This is a genomic window from Spirillospora sp. NPDC047418, assembly GCF_040643275.1.
GTDB lineage: Bacteria > Actinomycetota > Actinomycetes > Streptosporangiales > Streptosporangiaceae > Spirillospora.
In genome coordinates this window covers 39,545-56,839 of sequence record NZ_JBEYTW010000012.1, presented here as the reverse complement: position 1 = coordinate 56,839, position 17,295 = coordinate 39,545, and the positions used below count along the sequence as shown (strand labels likewise).

Genomic DNA, 17,295 nt, shown 5'->3' with positions numbered 1-17,295 from the left:
GCCTCCTGTTCGTCAGCGGACGGGGTTGCCCGCCTCGCGCAGGGCCGTCTTGACGTCGGAGACCGTCAGCTCCCCGAAGTGGAACACGCTCGCGGCGAGGACGGCGTCCGCGCCCGCCGCGACGGCGGGCGCGAAGTGCTCCACCGCGCCGGCGCCGCCGCTGGCGATCACCGGCACCGACACGGTCTCCCGGACGCGGCGGAGCATCTCCAGGTCGAAGCCGGCCTTGGTGCCGTCGGCGTCCATGGAGTTCAGCAGGATCTCCCCGACGCCGAGATCCTCACCGCGCCGGGCCCACTCGACCGCGTCGATGCCCGCGCCCTTGCGGCCGCCGTGCGTGGTGACCTCGAACCCGGACTCCGTCCCGTCGGCCCGGCGCGCGTCGACCGACAGCACGATGCACTGGGAGCCGAAGCGGTGCGCGGCCTCCCGCAGGAACTCCGGCCGCGCGATCGCGGCCGTGTTGATCGACACCTTGTCGGCGCCCGCGCGCAGCAGCCGGTCGACGTCCTCGACGGTGCGGACGCCGCCGCCGACCGTCAGCGGGATGAACACCTGCTCGGCGGTGCGGCGCACCACGTCATAGGTCGTCGACCGGTCGCCGCTGGACGCGGTGATGTCGAGGAACGTCAGCTCGTCGGCGCCCTCGGCGTCGTAGCGGCGCGCCAGCTCCACCGGATCGCCGGCGTCCCGCAGGTTCTGGAAGTTGACGCCCTTGACCACGCGCCCGGCGTCGACGTCCAGGCAGGGGATCACCCGCACGGCCACGGTCACTTCACGGCCTCCCCACTCACTTCACGGCCTCCCCCACTCACTTCACGGCCTCCAGGGCCTCTTCCAGCGTGAACGCCTGCGCGTAGAGGGCCTTGCCGACGATCGCGCCCTCGACGCCGTCGGAGACCAGGCCGGCGAGCGCCCGCAGGTCGTCGAGCGAGGACACGCCGCCGGAGGCGATCACGGGCTTGTCGGTGCGGGAGCAGACCTCGCGGAGCAGCCCGGTGTTGGGGCCGCGCAGCGTGCCGTCCTTGGTGACGTCGGTGACGACGTAGCGGGGGCAGCCGTCGTCCTCCAGCCGGGCGAGGACCTCCCACAGGTCGCCGCCCTCCCGCGTCCAGCCGCGCGCGGCGAGCGTCGTGCCCCGCACGTCCAGCCCCACCGCGATCTGCTCGCCGTGCGAGGCGATGATCTTGCGGCACCATTCGGGGTCCTCCAGCGCGGCGGTCCCGATGTTGACGCGGGCGCAGCCGGTGGACAGGGCCGCCTCCAGCGACGCGTCGTCGCGGATGCCGCCGGACAGCTCCACCTTCACGTCGAGCCGCCCGGTCACCTCGGCGAGCAGCCCCCGGTTGGAGCCGCGCCCGAACGCCGCGTCGAGGTCGACGAGATGGATCCACTCCGCCCCCGCGCGCTGCCAGGCGAGCGCCGCGTCGAGGGGGGCGCCGTAGGAGGTCTCGGTGCCGGCCTCGCCCTGGACCAGGCGGACCGCCCGGCCATCGGCGACGTCGACGGCGGGAAGGAGCGTCAAAGTCATGCGGAAACCCTATCGATACAGGTGGTCTGCCCAGTGCACGGGCACGGGCGGCCGGGTGTTCAGGACCCGCCCGCCCCGAACGGCGGGTGCTCCCCCGCGAACAGGAGCCGCAGCACCGAACCCCTGAGCCCGGCGGTCACGCGGGCGATCTCCTCGTGGACGGCGATCTTCTCGTCCGGCATGCCGAGGATATCCGTCATCGACCGCTGCACGGCAATCGGCGGCACCACCACGGGCAGTGCGCCGAACGTGCCCGCGCTCAAGCTCGCGATGACCGCCGGGGGGCCGCTGCACTCCGGTCCGGCGTGCGGCATCCGCCGGTGAGACCGGCTCTGTGTTCATCGCCCGCCCTTTCAGAAGCTCATCCTGTACCGGCCCGCGCAGACGTCGTCGCGGCGTGCCAGCACCTCCGGGACGCGGTCCAGTTCGGTGGCCAGCGCCGCGCACTCCGGCGAGAGGCGGCTCATCAGCCGGAAGACCCTCTCGTGGTCCTTGTGCAGCGCGCGGTGGTGGATCGGCTCGTGGTGCATGACCCGGTTGCGGAACTCGAGGACCTCGCACATCTCGGCGTGCAGCTCGCGGCGCGGCCCGGAGTACCCGGGGAACGCGCGGTGCAGCGCGGGGACCCAGAACTGCCGGTGGGAGCGGTTGCTGAGCAGCGACACCCAGAACCCGAAGGTCAGTTCGGCGACGACGGCATCGGCGCTCGGACGCCGCACCCCCCGCTTGCGCAGCTTCTCCACGGCCCGGTCGACGCCGTGCCGCCCACCGCCCGTGAGCTGCGCGGCCGTCCACCAGTCGGGGCGGCCGAAGCTCCGGCGGAGCTGCGTGTGCAGGGCGTTGCGCAGAGCGACCTCCAGGCACTGGAGGGGGCCGTAGAACGCGGCGGCGGCCTCGACGTTCCAGCAGTACAGCCGCATGGCCGCGGCCTGGTCCCCGAGCGCGGCCGCCAGGTAGGGCGCCAGCCTGGCCGGCGAGAACGCGGCCTGCGTCCAGCCGAGCGCTTCACCATTCACCAGCGTCTCCTGCCTGCTCAGCGCCCCGGGAGGACGGAAAGGGGTGTGCTATTCTGACCTCGTAAGCCCTGGGCCGCCTCTGCTGAGCACGCCACCCAAGGCATGGAGTAGCTGCACCGGCGGCCGTCCCTCGCGGGCGGTCGCCGGTTCTCTTTTACCTTGGCCTCAGCGTAGAGCGACGCCTCGGCTCCCGCGGGACGTTCTCTCAGCCGAGCGTGGCGAGCCAGTTGCGGAGCAGGTGGGCGCCGGCGTCGCCGGACTTCTCTGGGTGGAACTGGGTGGCGCACAGGGGGCCGTTCTCCACGGCGGCGACGAAGCGGTCGCCGTGCTCGGCCCAGGTGACCAGCGGCGCCGCGATGGTGCCGGTCGGGTCGGGCTCCAGGTCCCAGCCGCGGGCGGCGTAGGAGTGGACGAAGTAGAACCGGGCGCCGGCCAGGCCGTCGAAGAGGGCCGAGCCCTCCGGGACGTCGACGGTGTTCCAGCCCATGTGCGGGACGACCGGCGCGTTCAGCCGGTCGACCGTGCCCGGCCATTCGCCGCAGCCCTCGGTGGTGGCGCCGTGCTCGATGCCCTTGGCGAACAGGACCTGCATGCCGACGCAGATGCCGAGGACGGGACGCCCGCCCGCGAGGCGGCGGCCGATGATCTGGTCGCCGCGGACCGCGCGCAGGCCCGCCATGCAGGCGGCGAACGCGCCGACGCCGGGGACGACGAGGCCGTCGGCGTCCAGCGCGGCGTCCCAGTCGGCCGTGACGGTCACCTCGGCTCCGGCGCGGGCCAGGGCGCGCTCGGCCGAGCGCAGGTTGCCCGAGCCGTAGTCGAGGACGACGATCCGGGTCACAGCCACATCACCCCGCTGGCGAACGCCAGCCCGGCGAGGACGAGCAGGATCAGCGCGCCGATCTTGATGCCCTGCTTGATGAAGCTGTACACCCCGGCCAGCAGGAACACCGCGACCGCGAAGATCGCCATGGTGCCGTAGGTGAAGTCCAGGTCGCCGATCTCCACGGCTACAGGGCCCCCTTGGTGGAGGGGATGCCGTGCACCTTCGGGTCGAACGCGACCGCGTCGCGCAGCGCGCGGGCGAGGGCCTTGAACTGGGCCTCGACGATGTGGTGGGCGTTGCGCCCGTACGGGACGTGGACGTGCAGCGCCACCCGCGCGTTGGACACGAACGACTCGAAGATGTGCCGGGTCATCGTGGTGTCGTACTCGGGGCCGATCATCGGGGCCATGCCGTCCGGCTCGACGTGCACCAGGTAGGGGCGGCCGGAGACGTCCACGGTGACCTGCGCGAGCGCCTCGTCGAGCGGGATGGACGCGTCGGCGAAGCGGCGGATGCCGGACTTGTCGCCGAGGGCGTCCCGGAACGCCTGGCCGAGCGCGATCGAGGTGTCCTCGATCGTGTGGTGGCTGTCGATGTGCAGGTCGCCGGACGTCTTGACGGTCAGGTCGAACGACCCGTGCTTGCCGAGCTGGGCGAGCATGTGGTCGAAGAACCCCACGCCGGTCGCGACGTCGACCCGGCCGGTCCCGTCGAGGTCGATCTCGACGAGGACCTGGGTCTCCCCGGTCCCGCGCTCGATCCGTCCCTTGCGCGTCACAGACTCTCCTCCAGTGCGGTGCGGAAGGCGGCCATCTCTTCCGGGGTGCCGACGCTGACCCGCAGCCACTCGGGCGGTCCCACCTCCCGGATCAGCACGCCGCGTCCGAGCAGGTTCTCCCAGACCCTACGACGGTCCGGGAACGTCCCGAACAGGACGAAGTTGGCGTCGGAGTCGGCGACCCGGAAACCCCGGGCGCGCAGCCACGCGACGAGGCCGTCGCGCTCGCGGCGCAGGGCCTCCACACCGCCGAGCAGTTCGCCGCCGTGGGCGAGGGCGGTGCGGGCGACGGCCTGGGTGACCGACGACAGGTGGTAGGGCAGCCGGACGAGCAGCAGCGCCTCGATCACGGCGGGGTCGGCGGCCAGGTAGCCGAGCCGGGTCCCGGCCATCGCGAACGCCTTGGACATCGTCCGGGTGACGATGAGCCGCGGGTTGCCGTCCAGCAGCCTGAGGGCGGACGGCGTCTCGGCGCGGCGGAACTCCGCGTACGCCTCGTCGACGACGACCATGCCCGGCGCGACCTCCAGGACCGCCTCGATCGACGCCGCCGGCAGGGCGGTGCCGGTCGGGTTGTTCGGCGAGGTGAGGAACACGACGTCGGGGCGGTGCTCCTCGACGGCGGCGACGGCGCGCTCGGGTTCGAGGCCGAAGTCCTCGTCGCGGAACGCGTTCACCCAGCGGGTGCCCGACACGGCGGTGATGACCGGGTGCATCGAGTAGGACGGCTCGAAGCCGAGCGCGGTGCGGCCCGGCCCGCCGAACGCCTGCAGGATCTGCTGGATGATCTCGTTGGAGCCGTTCGCCGCCCACACCCGGTCGCGGGTGAGGCCGGCGCCGGGCGTGTCGGTGTCCAGGAACGCGGCGAGGTCCTCGCGCAGCGCGACGGCGTCGCGGTCGGGGTAGCGGTTGAGGGTCCCGGCGACGTCCATGACGGCCTCGCCGAGGGCCTTCACCAGCCGCTCCGACGGCGGGTACGGGTTCTCGTTGGTGTTCAGCGCGTACGGGACGTCCAGCTGCGGCGCGCCGTAGGGCTCCCTGCCGCGCAGGTCGTCCCGCAGCGGCAGGTCGTTCAGCGAGGTCACGAAGGAACCCCCCAGTCGAAGCGGGCCTTGAGCGCCGCGCCGTGGGCGGGCAGGTCCTCGGCCTCGGCGAGCGCGACGACGCGCCCGGTCGCCTCGGCGAGGGCGTCCCGGTCGTACTCGACCACGTGGACGCCGCGCAGGAACGACTGCACCGACAGCCCGGACGAGTGGCAGGCGCACCCGCCGGTCGGCAGGACGTGGTTGGACCCGGCGAGGTAGTCGCCGAGCGACACCGGCGCGTGCGGCCCCACGAAGATCGCGCCGGCGTTGCGGACGCGGGCGGCGACCGCGGCGGCGTCGGCGGTCTGGACCTCCAGGTGCTCGGCGGCGTAGGCGTCGACGACCTTCAGGCCGTCCTCGACGTCGTCCACGAGGACGATGCCCGACTGCCGCCCGGCGAGCGCCTCGGTGATCCGCTCGCTGTGCTCGGTGCGCGCGACCTGCGCCTTCAGCTCGGTCTCGACCTCGTCGGCGAGCCGCACCGAGTCGGTGACCAGGACGGCGGCGGCGAGCGTGTCGTGCTCGGCCTGGCTGATCAGGTCGGCGGCGACGTGCACCGGGCTCGCGGTGTCGTCGGCGAGGACCGCGATCTCGGTCGGGCCGGCCTCGGCGTCGATGCCGATCACGCCCTTGAGCAGCCGCTTCGCCGCGGCGACGTACACGTTGCCGGGCCCGGTGACCAGGTCGGCGCGGGGGCAGTCCTCGGTGCCGTAGGCGAACATGGCGATCGCCTGGGCGCCGCCGGCGGCGTGGACCTCCTCCACCCCGAGCAGCGCGCACGCGGCCAGGATGGTCGGGTGCGGCAGCCCGCCGAACTCCCGCTGCGCGGGCGAGGTCACCGCGAGGGAGCCGACGCCGGCCTCCTGCGCGGGGACGACGTTCATGACCACGCTGGACGGGTACACGGCGCGCCCGCCGGGCACGTACAGGCCGACGCGCCCGACCGGGATCCACCGCTCGGTGACGGTGCCGCCGGGCACGACCCGCGTGGTGACGTCGGTGCGGCGCTGGGCGCGGTGCACGGCGCGGGCGCGGCGGATGCTCTCCTCCAGCGCGTCCCGGACGGCCGGGTCGAGGCCGGCGAGGGCCGCCTGGACGGTCGCGACCGGGACCCGCGTGCTCTCCAGCGCGACGCCGTCGAACGCCTCGGTGTACTCCCGGACCGCCGCCGAGCCGCGATGGCGCACGTCCTCGCAGATGGGCCGCACCTTGTCCAGGGCGGCCTCGACGTCGAAGTCGGCGCGGGGCAGCATGGAGCGCAGGTCGCCGGGAAGCGAGCCGCGCAGGTCGATACGGGAGATCACCCGTCCAGTCTACGGAGTGCGCCCGGCCGTTCGCGCACCGTCTCACGTCGCGAGACGGTGCGCGGCGGTGCGCTCCGTCACGCGCCGAAGGCGCCGTCGAGGACGGTGACCGCCGTCCCCGACAGGGTCACGCGGTCGCCGCGCAGCGAGACGCGGACGTGCCCGCCGCGCGCGGACGCCTGGTAGCCCGTCAGCGTGTCGCGGCCGAACCGGGCCGCCCAGTAGGGGGCGAGGGCCGTGTGCGCGGACCCGGTCACCGGGTCCTCGGCGTCGCCCGGCAGGACGCGCGGGGCGAAGAACCGCGACACGAAGTCGTACGCGCGCCCGGGGCCCGCGGCCGCCGTGACGATCACGCCGCGCGCGTCGACGGCGCCGAGCGCCCGGATGTCCGGCGCGGCCCCGCGCACGGCGTCCTCGTCCGCGACCTCCGCCAGCAGGTCGTTCTGGACGTTGCGGCCGGCGCGGAGCACCTCGGCGCCGAGCGCGGCGGCGAGCCCGCCGGGGATCTCGGCCGGCGCGGCCGCGCAGACGGGGAAGTCCATCGACAGCGACCCGTCGTCCTCCCGCGCGACGGTGAGGACGCCGCTCTTGAGCGTGCGGAACCGGACCGGACGGTCCGGCGCGACGGTCCCGGTCTCGTAGAGGGCGTGCGCCGAGCCCAGGGTGGCGTGCCCGCAGAGCGCGACCTCCGTCACGGGCGTGAACCAGCGCAGCTCGAAGTCCGCGCCGGGGTCCTCGACGGGACGGACGAACGCGGTCTCCGAGTGCTTCATCTCGGCGGCGACCCGCTGCATCCAGTCCGGGTCGGCGGCGTCCCGGAGCAGGCACACCCCGGCCGGGTTGCCGGTGAACGGGCGGTCGGCGAAGGCGTCCACGACGAGCATCCTCATGGCACCGACGCTAGCGCCCGGCCCCGCAGCGGCGACACGGCCAATCACCGGGTAGTGGCCCGCGGCCGCGGCCGCGCGGCTTCACAGTCTGAAAAAACATCCCTTACCAAGATCATCAATATCGACGTACGCTGGCGGTCGAGGGCGTCCGCCCGGCGGCGCCCAGGAACGCTGGAGTGAGAAGTGTGACCGAGCGGCTCCCCCTGTTCCCCCTGGGCACCGTGCTGTTCCCGGGGCTGGTACTCCCCCTCCACCTGTTCGAGGACCGGTACCGCCGGCTGATCGGCGACCTGCTGGAGCGGCCCGAGCCCCGCGGGTTCGGCGTCGTCGGCATCGAACTCGGCCACGAGGTCGGCGAGGGCGCCGCGCACCGGCTCGCCGAGGTCGGCTGCGTCGCGGAACTGCGCGAGGCGACCCCGCACCCGGACGGCCGCTACGACATCGTGACGGTCGGGGCCCGCCGGTTCCGGGTCAAGGAGCTGGACAGGTCCCGGCCCTACCTGCAGGGCGAGGTCGAGTTCCTGCCCGAGGAGGCCGGTGCCGGTGCCGGGCCGATGGCGGCGCGGGTCCGGCGGCTGTTCCGGCGCTACCGGCACCGGCTCGGCGCCGCGGGCGCCGGCGTCTTCGAGGACGCCGAGCCGCCGGACGACCCGGTGGCGATGTCCTACGCGGTCGCGGCGTCGCTCGTCCTGGACGGGCACGACAAGCAGCGCCTGCTGGAGTGCGAGGACGCGGCGCTGCGGCTGGCCGCCGAACGGGACCTGCTGGCCCGGGAGAACCGCATCCTGAACGTCCTGCCGGCGGTCCCGGCCGGGCAGTTCCTGGACGGGTCGTTCACCCCGAACTGAGCGCGGACCCGCCGGTCACGGCAGACTGCCCCCATGAGCACTGCCAGCACCAGGGGCGGCGCGGCGGGCCGGGGCGGCAAGGGCACCCCGGCGACCGTCGCCGCGGCGAGCGCCGGGATCGCGTTCACTCTGCACGCCTATGAGGCCGACCCGGACGCCGGGTCCTACGGGGAGGCCGCCGCCGACGCCCTCGGCATCGCCCACGGGCAGATCTTCAAGACGCTCCTCGCGGAGGTGGACGGGCGGCTCACCGTCGGGATCGTCCCGGTGTCGGCCAGCCTGGACCTGAAGGCGCTCGCGGCGGCGGCCGGCGGGAAGAAGGCGCGGATGGCCGATCCGAAGGACGCCGAGCGCGCCACCGGGTACGTCGTCGGCGGGATCAGCCCGCTCGGGCAGCGGCGGCGGCTGCCCACCGTGATCGACGCGTCGGTGTCAGCGCTCGCGACCGTCTACGTCTCGGCCGGACGGCGCGGACTCCAGATCGAGCTCGTCCCCGCCGACCTCGTCCGCCTCACCGGCGCGAGCACCGCCGCGATCGCCCGGCGGTAGCCGCCGCACGGCGACCTCCAGCAGCCCGTAGGCCGCCACGGCCGCCACCGGCCAGAACACCAGCACGCCGGTGGCGCGCAGGTCGGCGACGCCGGTGACGGTGGTGCCGTCGCGCGCGGAGCGGACCGCGTCCCGGTAGTCGCCGAGCCCGATCAGGTGCCCGGTCCGCCAGGCCAGCACGGCCGCCGCGCAGCCCCCGGCGGCGAGCCCGAGCAGCAGCGCGACGTCGTTGCCCCGCCCGCCGGCCAGATAGGCGGCGGCGCCGCACACGATCCCGGCGACCAGCGCGATCAGGGCGAACCGCGCGTCGATGCCGATCGGGCCCTGCCCTTCCGGGTTCGCCAGCAGCGCCTCACCCTGGATGATCACATAGGTCACCGCGGGCGCCGTCTTCGCCCACAGCAGGCCGGCCGGCGGGCCGAGCACGGCCACCGCGGCGGCGGTCGCGGCCCATGTCACCCAGAACCTCGTCGCGAAGAGCCTCCCGGTGAGTCGCCGCACCTCGTACGCTCCTAGGTGTGAGTGCTCTGACAGCGAAAGCCTAGCCTGCCCGGTTCGGCCGATCGACTCTCGAAGGGTGTCCGATTCCCGCCCACGACGGTCCCGATTCCTGGGATAATGTGCCCGACATGTCCGGATTCAGTCCTGCGTTCGAACGCCTCGGCGCCGCACGCGCGGCCGTCGTCCTGCAGCAGCAGGAGACGCTCGCCGAGTTCCTGCCGCGCGAGGACTGGAGCGCCGACCTGACCGCCCGCACCTACACCAGCGGCGGCGTCACGGTCCGCGTGTCGCTGCTCGGCAGCTACGCGGCCCGCGAGCGCACCTGGCTGTGGGGCTGGGCGAACCCCCAGTTCGGCGACGCGCACCCCGCGGTCGCCCCGACGCTCGGCATCCCGGCGCTCGGGGAGCGGCTCGGCATCCCCGAGTTCACCACGCCCGAGGTCGACCTGTCCTGGTACGAGGGTCCCGCCGGGCACGGCGGCGAGCTGATCGCGATGGCCGCGGGCGGCGTCCTCGGCGGCGCCGGCTACATCGGCGCCGGCTACGACGGCGGCTCGGCCTACCTGCACGTCGACGACCCGCAGGCGCCGGCCGCCCGCTGGGACCCGGTCCCGCTGCCGCGGCTGCTGGCGAACGCGGCGAGCCTCTTCCCGCACGAGCCCCGCCTGACGCTCGCCGGGTTCCTGTCGCACCACCGCGTCCCCTACCGGCAGACCGACGCGCAGACCGACGTCCTGCTCCCCGGCGGCGGCACCGCCCACGCCGTCTTCGACGGACTCGGCCGCTTCGTCGACTGGAAGGCGGAACTCGTCGCCGTCCCGTCGGCGGTCGGGCCCTAGCTCAGGGGATCGTCCGGCAGGCCGCGCAGGCGCCGGCCGAGGAGCGGGTCGCCTCTTCGTTCGCCAGGACGAGCAGGCGCGCCGGCGCGGGCTCCGCGCGGCGGCGGGCGGCCGTCAGCCGAGGCAGGACGGGCCGAGGAGCTGCTTCAGGTCGCCCATCAGGGCCGGGGACGGGGCCACGCGGAGCCGGTCGTCCAGCCGGACGACCGTCGTGCGCGGGCCGTTCTGGACGTGCAGATGCACCTCCGCCGTCCCGGGGTGGGTGATCAGCACCTCCTTGAGGCGGGAGACCGTCGGCGGCGTGCAGCGCCCGAGCGGCATCGTCACCGAGAGCGGGCCGGTCGCGTCGGTGATCGTCAGGTCGGGCTGGGTGACCTCCATCGCGATGATCTTCGCGATGTCCTCGCGGCGGTCCAGCCTGCCCTTCACGATCAGGATCGCGTCCTCGGCGAGCAGCGTGGAGCACAGCTGGTAGGACGACGGGAAGCACAGCACCTCGATCGAGCCGGCCAGGTCCTCCAGCTGGAACATCGCCCACGAGTTGCCCTGCTTGGTGACCTTGCGCTGCAGGCCGGACAGCAGCCCGGCCACGATGACGATCTGGCCGTCCGGCCGCTCCCCCTCGTTCAGCGACGCGATCGCGCAGTCGGCCTCGCGCTCCAGGATGTGCTCGACGCCGAGCAGCGGGTGGTCGGAGACGTACAGGCCGAGCATCTCCCGCTCGAACGCCAGCAGGGTGGTCTTGTCCCACTCCTCGCCCTCGGGGATCGCGACGGTGAAGGCGTGGTCGCCGCCGTCGTCCTCCAGCGCGCCGAACAGGGAGTCCTGGCCGATGGCCTCCTTGCGCTTGAGGTCGATGACCGAGTCGATGGCCTGCTCGTGCACCATCAGCAGCGCCTTGCGCTGGTGGTCCAGGTCGTCGAACGCGCCGGCCTTGATCAGCGACTCCACGACCCGCTTGTTGCACACCTGCGACGGGACCTTGTCGAGGAAGTCGTTGAAGTCGCCGTAGGCGCCCTTCTCCCTGCGGGCGGCGACGATCCCGTCCACCACGTTGTGGCCGACGTTGCGGACCGCCGACAGCCCGAACCGGATCTCGGTGTCGCCGAGCGGGGTGAAGTCGGCCTCGGACGTGTTGACGTCCGGCGGCAGGACCTTCAGGCCCATCCGGCGGCACTCCGACAGGTAGAGGGCGCTCTTGTCCTTGTCGTCGCCGACGGACGTGAGCAGGCCCGCCATGTACTCGGCCGGGTAGTTCGCCTTCAGGTACGCCGTCCAGTACGAGACGAGCCCGTACGCGGCGGAGTGCGCCTTGTTGAACGCGTAGTCGGAGAACGGGACGAGGATGTCCCACAGCGTCTTCACGGCCTCCTTGGAGAAGCCGTTGTCGATCATGCCCTGCTCGAACCCGACGAACTGGGCGTCCAGCTCGGCCTTCTTCTTCTTGCCCATGACCCGGCGGAGCAGGTCCGCCTTGCCGAGCGTGTAGCCCGCCACCTTCTGCGCGATCGCCATGACCTGCTCCTGGTAGACGATCAGGCCGTAGGTCGTGTCGAGGATCTCCCGGAGCGGCTCCTCCAGCTCCGGGTGGATCGGGGTGATCTCCTGCTGGCCGTTCTTGCGGAGCGCGTAGTTGGTGTGGGAGTTCGCGCCCATCGGCCCCGGCCGGTACAGGGCGCCGACGGCGGAGATGTCCTCGAAGTTGTCGGGCTTCATCAGCCGCAGCAGCGACCGCATCGGGCCGCCGTCGAACTGGAACACCCCGAGGGTGTCGCCGCGCGCGAGCAGGTCGTAGGTCGGCTGGTCATCCAGCGGCAGGCCGAGCAGGTCGACGTCCACGCCCTTGTTCTTCTTGATGCCCTTGAGCGCGTCGTCGATGATCGTCAGGTTCCGCAGGCCGAGGAAGTCCATCTTCAGCAGGCCGAGCGTCTCGCAGGTCGGGTAGTCGAACTGCGTGATGATCGCGCCGTCGGCGTCCCGGCGCATGATCGGCACGTGGTCGGTGATCGTCTCACCGGACATGATGATCCCGGCGGCGTGCACGCCGGTCTGCCGGATCAGCCCCTCCAGGCCCTGCGCCAGGTCCATGATCTGCTTGACGTCGGTCTCTTCCTCGTACAGCTTGCGCAGCTCGCCCGCCTCGCCGTGGCGGGGGTGCTTGTCGTCGAAGATGCCCGACAGCGGGATGTCCTTGCCCATGACCGCGGGCGGGAACGCCTTGGAGATCCGGTCGCCGAGCGCGTAGGGGAAGCCGAGGACGCGGCCCGCGTCCTTGATCGCGGCCTTCGCCTTGATCGTGCCGAACGTGGCGATGAAGGAGACCTTGTCGGCGCCCCACTTCTCCGTCGTGTACCTGATGACCTCGGCCCGCCGGTCTTCAGGGAAGTCGATGTCGATGTCGGGCATGGACGCGCGCTCGGGGTTCAGGAACCGCTCGAAGATGAGCCCGTGCGGGATCGGGTCGAGGTCGGTGATCCCCATCGCGTAGGCGATCAGCGAGCCCGCGGCCGAGCCGCGCCCCGGCCCGACCAGGATGCCGTTCTCCTTGGCCCACATGATGAAGTCGGCGACGACGAGGAAGTAGGACGGGTACCCCTTGCCGAGGATGACGCCCATCTCGTAGTCGGCCTGCTCCTTGTAGCCCTCGGGAAGGCCGCCCGGGAAGCGGCGCTCCAGGCCCTTCCAGACCTCCTTGCGGAACCAGCTCTCCTCCGTCTCGCCCTCGGGTACGGGGAAGCGGGGGCTGAGGTCCTGGTACTCGAACATGCCCTCCGGGTCGACCCGCTCCGCGACGAGGAGGGTGTTCCGGCAGCCTTCGAGCCAGATGTCGGACGTGTCGATGCCGCGCATCTCGTCCGACGTCTTGAGGTAGTAGCCGGACCCGTCGAACCGGAACCGGTCGGGGTCGGCGAGCTGCTTGCCCACCTGGACGCACAGCAGCGCGTCGTGCGCGGTGGACTCCGACTCGTGCGTGTAGTGCGAGTCGTTGGTGACGACCGGCGGGATGTTCAGCTTCCTGCTGATCTCGATCAGGCCGTCGCGGACGCGGCGCTCGATGTCGAGGCCGTGGTCCATCAGCTCCAGGAAGTAGTTGTCCCTGCCGAGGATGTCCTGGAAGGTGGCGGCGGCCTTCAGCGCCTCGTCGAACTGGCCGAGCCGCAGCCGCGTCTGGATCTTGCCGGACGGGCAGCCCGTGGTGCCCATCACGCCGTCGGCGTGCTCGGCGAGCAGCTCCTCGTCCATGCGCGCGTACTTGAACACGAAGCCCTCGGTGTACGCGCGGCTCGACAGCTTGAACATGTTGTGCAGGCCGGCCCTGTTGCGCGCCCACAGCGTCATGTGGTTGATCAGCCCGCCGCCGGAGACGTCGTCGCGCTTCTGGCTCGGCTCGCCCCACTGGACCTTCTTCTTGTGGAACCGCGACTCCGGCGCCATGTACGCCTCGATGCCGATCACCGGGGTGACCCCGGCGGCCTTGGCGTGCTTGTGGAACTCGTAGGCGCCGTGCATGTTGCCGTGGTCGGTCATGGCGATCGCCGGCATCTTCTGCCGGTCGACCTCTTCGAACATCTGCTTCAGCCGGGCGGCTCCGTCGAGCATGGAGTACTCGGTATGGACGTGCAGATGTACGAAAGAGTCGGCCATGTGCGCTGCGCCTCCTGCTCGTCGCATGCGACCGCCCACGGGCCTGGCCGGCACGTGGTGGCGTGATCGGTTCCGGGGGAAGATCGCCAACCCGGCGGGAGCCGGGATGACGCGGTCCTGAGAGCCTAACTCGCCCCGGGTGCCCCATGCGCCCCGACGCGCCCTATCCCCGCGGTGTCTCAGCACGTGGGACGCCATGTCCGGAGTTTGGCCCGCGGGACGGCGGCGCGTACCATCTGGGCCGTGGAACGTCGCCATCCCAGGTTTACGCCGCCGGCTCCGGGCGAGCCGGTCGCCGCCGCGACCTGAGCGACGAACCCGGAGCTGGCCGAGGCGAAGCCCCCACCGGGCTTCGCCTTTTCCTTGGACGTCCATCGACCAGGCGCGGCCCCGGGCACCGAATCCTCCCTGCGCGGCCCCGCCCAGGCACGAGAGGGAACCCGACATGCACGACCAGGTCATCGACCCCGCCGAGCCCGCCGCGCGCCCGTCCCCCGGCGCGCCGGGCGAGCTTCGCGTCGCGCTGCCCGACGCCGCCGCGATCGGCGGCCTCGGGGAGGCCAGGGCCGCGATCGACGCGCTCGACGCCGCGCTCGCCGTCCTGCTGGAGCACCGCGCCGCCGCGGCCGCCGCCGTCCAGCGGCTCAAGCCGGTCGGCGGCTTCGCCGGCCGCGATCCCCGCCGGGAGCGGGAGATCGTCGAGGCCATGGCCGTGCACGCCCCCTCCCTCGGGCCGGACCGGCTCGCCCGCATCATGAACGCGGTCATCGAGGCGGGTCTGGACGCGGCGCAAGCGCGCCGATGAACACGCTGGAGGCCGCCGGGCCGGACGAGGAGGCGCGGGCGTCGGCCGTCCGGGCCGGGCTGAGCGTGGGCGTCGCCGTGGGGATCTCCGGGCTCGCGTTCGGGGCGGCGGCGGTCACCGCGGGCCTCGGCGTCGCGCAGGCGTGCGTGCTGAGCCTGCTGGCGTTCACCGGCGCGTCCCAGTTCGCGCTGGCGGGCGTGGTCGGCGGGGGCGGCGGCCTCGTCGCCGGCTCGCTCGGCGCGGTGCTGCTCGGCGGGCGCAACGCCCTGTACGGGATGCGGCTGGCCCGGACGCTCGGCGTGCGCGGGTGGCGCCGCCTCGTCACCGCGCAGGTGGTCATCGACGAGACCGCCGCCGTCGCGACCGCGCAGCCCGGCCCGGCGGCGGCCCGCGCCGGGTTCTACACCACCGCGATCAGCCTCTACCTGACCTGGAACGCGACAACGCTGCTCGGCGCGGCCGGCACGGCCCGGCTGGGCGACCCCGACGCCATCGGCCTGGACGTCCTCGGCCCGGCCGCCTTCCTCGCGCTGCTCTGGCCGCGCCTGACGGGCGGCGGGGGCGCGGTGCGGGTCGCGTTGGCGGCGGCCGTGATCGCGGTCGCGGCGACGCCGCTGCTGCCGCCCGGCGTCCCGGTCATGCTGGCCGCCGTCGCCGCGCTGCCCGCCCTGCTCCGCAGGGAGGCCCCGTGAGCGTGTGGATCGCGGTGATCGCGACCGGGCTCGGCTGCTACGCGCTCAAGCTCGCCGGGCTCGTCACCCCGCAGTGCGTCCTGGACGACCCGCGGGTGCGCCGGTTCACCGAACTGGTGCCGGTGGCGCTGCTGACCGCGCTGATCGCCGTCCAGGCACTGGCCGACGGGAAGTCCCTGGACCTCGACCCCGCACGGCTCGCGGGCCTCGGCGCGGCCGTCGCCGCGCTCGTGCTGCGCGCCCCGTTCCTGGTCGTGCTGGTCGCCGCCGCCGGCGTCACCGCCGGGCTGCGCCTGCTCGGCCTGTAGCGGTCGGGACCCAGCGGTCGGGACCCAGCGGTCAGGACTCCGCCTCGACGATCTTCAGGGCGCGGGCCAGGTCGTCGGGGTACGGGCTCTGGAACTCGACCCACTCGCCCCTGGTGGGGTGCTCGAACCCCAGCCGGGCGGCGTGCAGCCACTGCCGCTTCAGGCCGAGCCGGGCGGCGAGCGTCGGGTCGGCGCCGTAGGCCATGTCCCCCACGCACGGGTGCCGGATCGCGGACATGTGCACCCGGATCTGGTGGGTGCGCCCCGTCTCCAGGTCGATGTCGAGCAGCGTCGCGGCCCGGAACGCCTCCACCGTGTCGTAGTGCGTGACCGACGGCTTGCCGCCCGCCACGACCGCGAACCGGCCGTCGCCGGACGGATGCCGGTCGATCGGCGCGTCGACGGTGCCCCGGAACGGGTCCGGGTGGCCCTGCACCAGCGCCTGGTAGCGCTTGTCGATGCGGCGCTCCTTGAACGCCCGCTTGAGCCGCGAGTACGCGACCTCGCTCTTCGCCACGACCATCGCGCCGGTGGTGTTGGCGTCCAGCCGGTGCACGATGCCCTGCCGCTCGGACGCGCCGCTCGTCGCGATCGTGTGCCCGGCGCCGAGCAGCCCGCCGAGGACGGTCGGGCCCGTCCAGCCGGTGGTGGGGTGGGCGGCGACGCCGATCGGCTTGTTCACGACGACGATGTCGTCGTCCTCGAACAGCAGGCCCATCCCGGGGACGGGCTCGGCGACCGGCGCGGGCGGCGCCGGCGGGGGCGGGAGCGTGACCTCCAGCCAGGCCCCGGCGCGCAGCCGCTCGGACTTGGTCGCCACCTCCGCGCCGTCCAGCAGGACGTCGCCCGCGGCGATGATCTCGGCGGCGCTGCCCCGCGACAGCCCGAACAGCCGGGCCAGCGCCGCGTCGACCCGCTCGCCCTCCAGCCCGTCCGGCACGGGCAGGCTCCGCACGTCGCCCATCAGGACCGCTTCTCTTCCGGAGCCGTCTCCGGCTCCCCGGCCGGGGACTCCGACGCGGCGTCGGGGGTGGCCTCGGGGGTGGCCTCGGACACGGGCTCGGACACGGGCTCGGACACGGGCTCGGACACGGGCTCGGACACGGCCTCGGGCGTGGCCTCGGGTTCCGGCTCGGCCTTGGGTTCCGGCTCCGGGGGGTCGTCGTGGGTGTCGGCGATGCGGGTCCCGTCGACCTGCAGGCCGCGCGCCGCCAGCAGCACGGCGAGGACGCCGCCGCAGACGATCGCCGAGTCGGCCAGGTTGAACACCGGCCAGTGCGGCAGCTGGATCCAGTCGACGACATGGCCCTTCAGCGGGGCCGGGGCGCGCACCAGCCGGTCCGCGAGGTTGCCGAGCGCGCCGCCGAGCAGCAGCCCGAGGCACACCGCCCACGGCAGGCTCCGCAGGTTGCGGGCGGTCCGCAGGATGGCCACCACCACGCCGCAGGCGATCAGGGTGAACACGATCGTGTAGCCGGTGCCGATCGAGAAGGCGGCCCCGCTGTTGCGGGTCTCCAGCAGCGTCAGCAGCCCGCCGAGCAGCCGGATCGGCTCCCGGTCCTGCAGCGTCGCCACCACGATGATCTTGGACACGATGTCGGCGATCAGCGCGGCCAGGGCCACGGCGACCAGCACGCCGACGCGGCGCGGCCGAGGAGATCCCGTGGATTCCCCGGCC

General features: G+C 73.3%; 20 protein-coding genes. 6 read left to right on the top strand and 14 right to left on the bottom strand.

All coding sequences use genetic code 11. The features are described 5' to 3' along the window. Positions 1-12: 12 nt before the first annotated feature. The 10 genes from hisF to ABZ806_RS10165 form a co-directional block, all read right to left on the bottom strand. Entirely contained in the window at positions 13-774 is a 762-nt protein-coding gene (hisF, locus tag ABZ806_RS10210) for an imidazole glycerol phosphate synthase subunit HisF (protein ID WP_500216554.1), read from the bottom strand. A gap of 37 nt (positions 775-811) precedes the next feature. Continuing rightward, a complete protein-coding gene (gene priA / locus ABZ806_RS10205) occupies positions 812-1,531 on the bottom strand; it encodes a bifunctional 1-(5-phosphoribosyl)-5-((5-phosphoribosylamino)methylideneamino)imidazole-4-carboxamide isomerase/phosphoribosylanthranilate isomerase PriA (RefSeq protein WP_500216553.1) in 720 nt (239 codons plus the stop codon). Between the two features lie 59 nt (positions 1,532-1,590). Further along, a complete protein-coding gene (locus ABZ806_RS10200) occupies positions 1,591-1,794 on the bottom strand; it encodes a hypothetical protein (protein ID WP_500216552.1) in 204 nt (67 codons plus the stop codon). A 90-nt stretch (positions 1,795-1,884) separates the two neighbouring features. Further along, entirely contained in the window at positions 1,885-2,547 is a 663-nt protein-coding gene (locus ABZ806_RS10195) for a hypothetical protein (protein WP_500216551.1), read from the bottom strand. A gap of 205 nt (positions 2,548-2,752) precedes the next feature. Further along, positions 2,753-3,388: an imidazole glycerol phosphate synthase subunit HisH gene (gene hisH / locus ABZ806_RS10190; protein WP_500216550.1), complete on the bottom strand. Its 636-nt coding sequence runs from the start codon at positions 3,386-3,388 to the stop codon at positions 2,753-2,755. Further along, positions 3,385-3,555: a CG2302 family histidine operon protein gene (locus tag ABZ806_RS10185; protein ID WP_500216549.1), complete on the bottom strand. Its 171-nt coding sequence runs from the start codon at positions 3,553-3,555 to the stop codon at positions 3,385-3,387. Before ABZ806_RS10185 ends, hisH begins: the two co-directional genes overlap by 4 nt. Before the next feature lie 2 nt (positions 3,556-3,557). Continuing rightward, positions 3,558-4,151, bottom strand: coding sequence for an imidazoleglycerol-phosphate dehydratase HisB (gene hisB / locus ABZ806_RS10180; RefSeq protein WP_500216548.1), 594 nt, complete (start codon positions 4,149-4,151; stop codon positions 3,558-3,560). Beyond that, a complete protein-coding gene (locus tag ABZ806_RS10175; protein ID WP_500216547.1) occupies positions 4,148-5,236 on the bottom strand; it encodes a histidinol-phosphate transaminase in 1,089 nt (362 codons plus the stop codon). The genes hisB and ABZ806_RS10175 overlap by 4 nt, the downstream gene beginning before the upstream one ends. Further along, positions 5,233-6,540: a histidinol dehydrogenase gene (hisD, locus tag ABZ806_RS10170; protein ID WP_500216546.1), complete on the bottom strand. Its 1,308-nt coding sequence runs from the start codon at positions 6,538-6,540 to the stop codon at positions 5,233-5,235. Before hisD ends, ABZ806_RS10175 begins: the two co-directional genes overlap by 4 nt. A gap of 77 nt (positions 6,541-6,617) precedes the next feature. After that, positions 6,618-7,430: a PhzF family phenazine biosynthesis protein gene (locus tag ABZ806_RS10165; RefSeq protein WP_500216545.1), complete on the bottom strand. Its 813-nt coding sequence runs from the start codon at positions 7,428-7,430 to the stop codon at positions 6,618-6,620. Positions 7,431-7,606: 176 nt separating this feature from the next. On the opposite strand from ABZ806_RS10165, the gene ABZ806_RS10160 reads away from it, so the two are divergent. Continuing rightward, the gene (locus tag ABZ806_RS10160; protein WP_500216544.1) at positions 7,607-8,278 is read left to right on the top strand and encodes an LON peptidase substrate-binding domain-containing protein; all 672 of its coding nucleotides are present in this window, start codon (positions 7,607-7,609) and stop codon (positions 8,276-8,278) included. A 33-nt stretch (positions 8,279-8,311) separates the two neighbouring features. Next, complete coding sequence (ybaK, locus tag ABZ806_RS10155) at positions 8,312-8,827, top strand: Cys-tRNA(Pro) deacylase (protein ID WP_500216542.1); 516 nt, start codon at positions 8,312-8,314, stop codon at positions 8,825-8,827. On the opposite strand, the gene ABZ806_RS10150 is transcribed toward ybaK, so the two are convergent. Beyond that, complete coding sequence (locus tag ABZ806_RS10150) at positions 8,711-9,328, bottom strand: hypothetical protein (RefSeq protein ID WP_500216541.1); 618 nt, start codon at positions 9,326-9,328, stop codon at positions 8,711-8,713. The genes ybaK and ABZ806_RS10150 overlap by 117 nt on opposite strands. Positions 9,329-9,456: 128 nt before the next feature. On the opposite strand from ABZ806_RS10150, the gene ABZ806_RS10145 reads away from it, so the two are divergent. Next, positions 9,457-10,167 carry a DUF6882 domain-containing protein gene (locus ABZ806_RS10145; protein ID WP_500216540.1) on the top strand — a complete coding sequence of 237 codons (711 nt, stop codon included), beginning with the start codon at positions 9,457-9,459 and terminating at the stop codon, positions 10,165-10,167. 114 nt (positions 10,168-10,281) lie between these two features. On the opposite strand, the gene dnaE is transcribed toward ABZ806_RS10145, so the two are convergent. Beyond that, positions 10,282-13,812, bottom strand: coding sequence for a DNA polymerase III subunit alpha (gene dnaE, locus ABZ806_RS10140; protein ID WP_500216539.1), 3,531 nt, complete (start codon positions 13,810-13,812; stop codon positions 10,282-10,284). A 445-nt stretch (positions 13,813-14,257) separates the two neighbouring features. On the opposite strand from dnaE, the gene ABZ806_RS10135 reads away from it, so the two are divergent. Genes ABZ806_RS10135 through ABZ806_RS10125 form a run of 3 tightly spaced genes read left to right on the top strand, consistent with a single transcriptional unit; the run spans position 14,258 to position 15,617 of the window. Beyond that, on the top strand, positions 14,258-14,617 hold the full coding sequence (locus tag ABZ806_RS10135) for a chorismate mutase (RefSeq protein ID WP_500216538.1): 360 nt from the start codon (positions 14,258-14,260) through the stop codon (positions 14,615-14,617). Further along, a complete protein-coding gene (locus ABZ806_RS10130; protein ID WP_500216537.1) occupies positions 14,614-15,309 on the top strand; it encodes an AzlC family ABC transporter permease in 696 nt (231 codons plus the stop codon). Before ABZ806_RS10135 ends, ABZ806_RS10130 begins: the two co-directional genes overlap by 4 nt. Continuing rightward, positions 15,306-15,617 (top strand): AzlD domain-containing protein, encoded by a 312-nt coding sequence (locus tag ABZ806_RS10125; protein ID WP_500216535.1) that lies wholly within the window; start codon positions 15,306-15,308, stop codon positions 15,615-15,617. The genes ABZ806_RS10130 and ABZ806_RS10125 overlap by 4 nt, the downstream gene beginning before the upstream one ends. A 31-nt stretch (positions 15,618-15,648) precedes the next feature. Here the strand turns inward: ABZ806_RS10125 and ABZ806_RS10120 are convergent, their stop codons facing one another. Together ABZ806_RS10120 and lspA are read right to left on the bottom strand one after the other, a co-directional pair. Then, positions 15,649-16,581: an RluA family pseudouridine synthase gene (locus tag ABZ806_RS10120; protein ID WP_500216534.1), complete on the bottom strand. Its 933-nt coding sequence runs from the start codon at positions 16,579-16,581 to the stop codon at positions 15,649-15,651. Beyond that, positions 16,581-17,252, bottom strand: coding sequence for a signal peptidase II (gene lspA / locus ABZ806_RS10115; protein ID WP_500216533.1), 672 nt, complete (start codon positions 17,250-17,252; stop codon positions 16,581-16,583). Before lspA ends, ABZ806_RS10120 begins: the two co-directional genes overlap by 1 nt. Between the last annotated feature and the right edge of the window lie 43 nt (positions 17,253-17,295).

What these genes read in the sequence shown, in the direction of transcription:
- priA (WP_500216553.1), bottom strand. Translation starts at nt 1,531, where the DNA reads ATGACTTTGACGCTCCTTCCCGCCGTCGACGTCGCCGATGGCCGGGCG.
- ABZ806_RS10165 (WP_500216545.1), bottom strand. Translation starts at nt 7,430, where the DNA reads ATGAGGATGCTCGTCGTGGACGCCTTCGCCGACCGCCCGTTCACCGGC.
- ybaK (WP_500216542.1), top strand. Translation starts at nt 8,312, where the DNA reads ATGAGCACTGCCAGCACCAGGGGCGGCGCGGCGGGCCGGGGCGGCAAG.
- ABZ806_RS10145 (WP_500216540.1), top strand. Translation starts at nt 9,457, where the DNA reads ATGTCCGGATTCAGTCCTGCGTTCGAACGCCTCGGCGCCGCACGCGCG.
- dnaE (WP_500216539.1), bottom strand. Translation starts at nt 13,812, where the DNA reads ATGGCCGACTCTTTCGTACATCTGCACGTCCATACCGAGTACTCCATG.
- ABZ806_RS10135 (WP_500216538.1), top strand. Translation starts at nt 14,258, where the DNA reads ATGCACGACCAGGTCATCGACCCCGCCGAGCCCGCCGCGCGCCCGTCC.
- ABZ806_RS10130 (WP_500216537.1), top strand. Translation starts at nt 14,614, where the DNA reads ATGAACACGCTGGAGGCCGCCGGGCCGGACGAGGAGGCGCGGGCGTCG.
- ABZ806_RS10120 (WP_500216534.1), bottom strand. Translation starts at nt 16,581, where the DNA reads ATGGGCGACGTGCGGAGCCTGCCCGTGCCGGACGGGCTGGAGGGCGAG.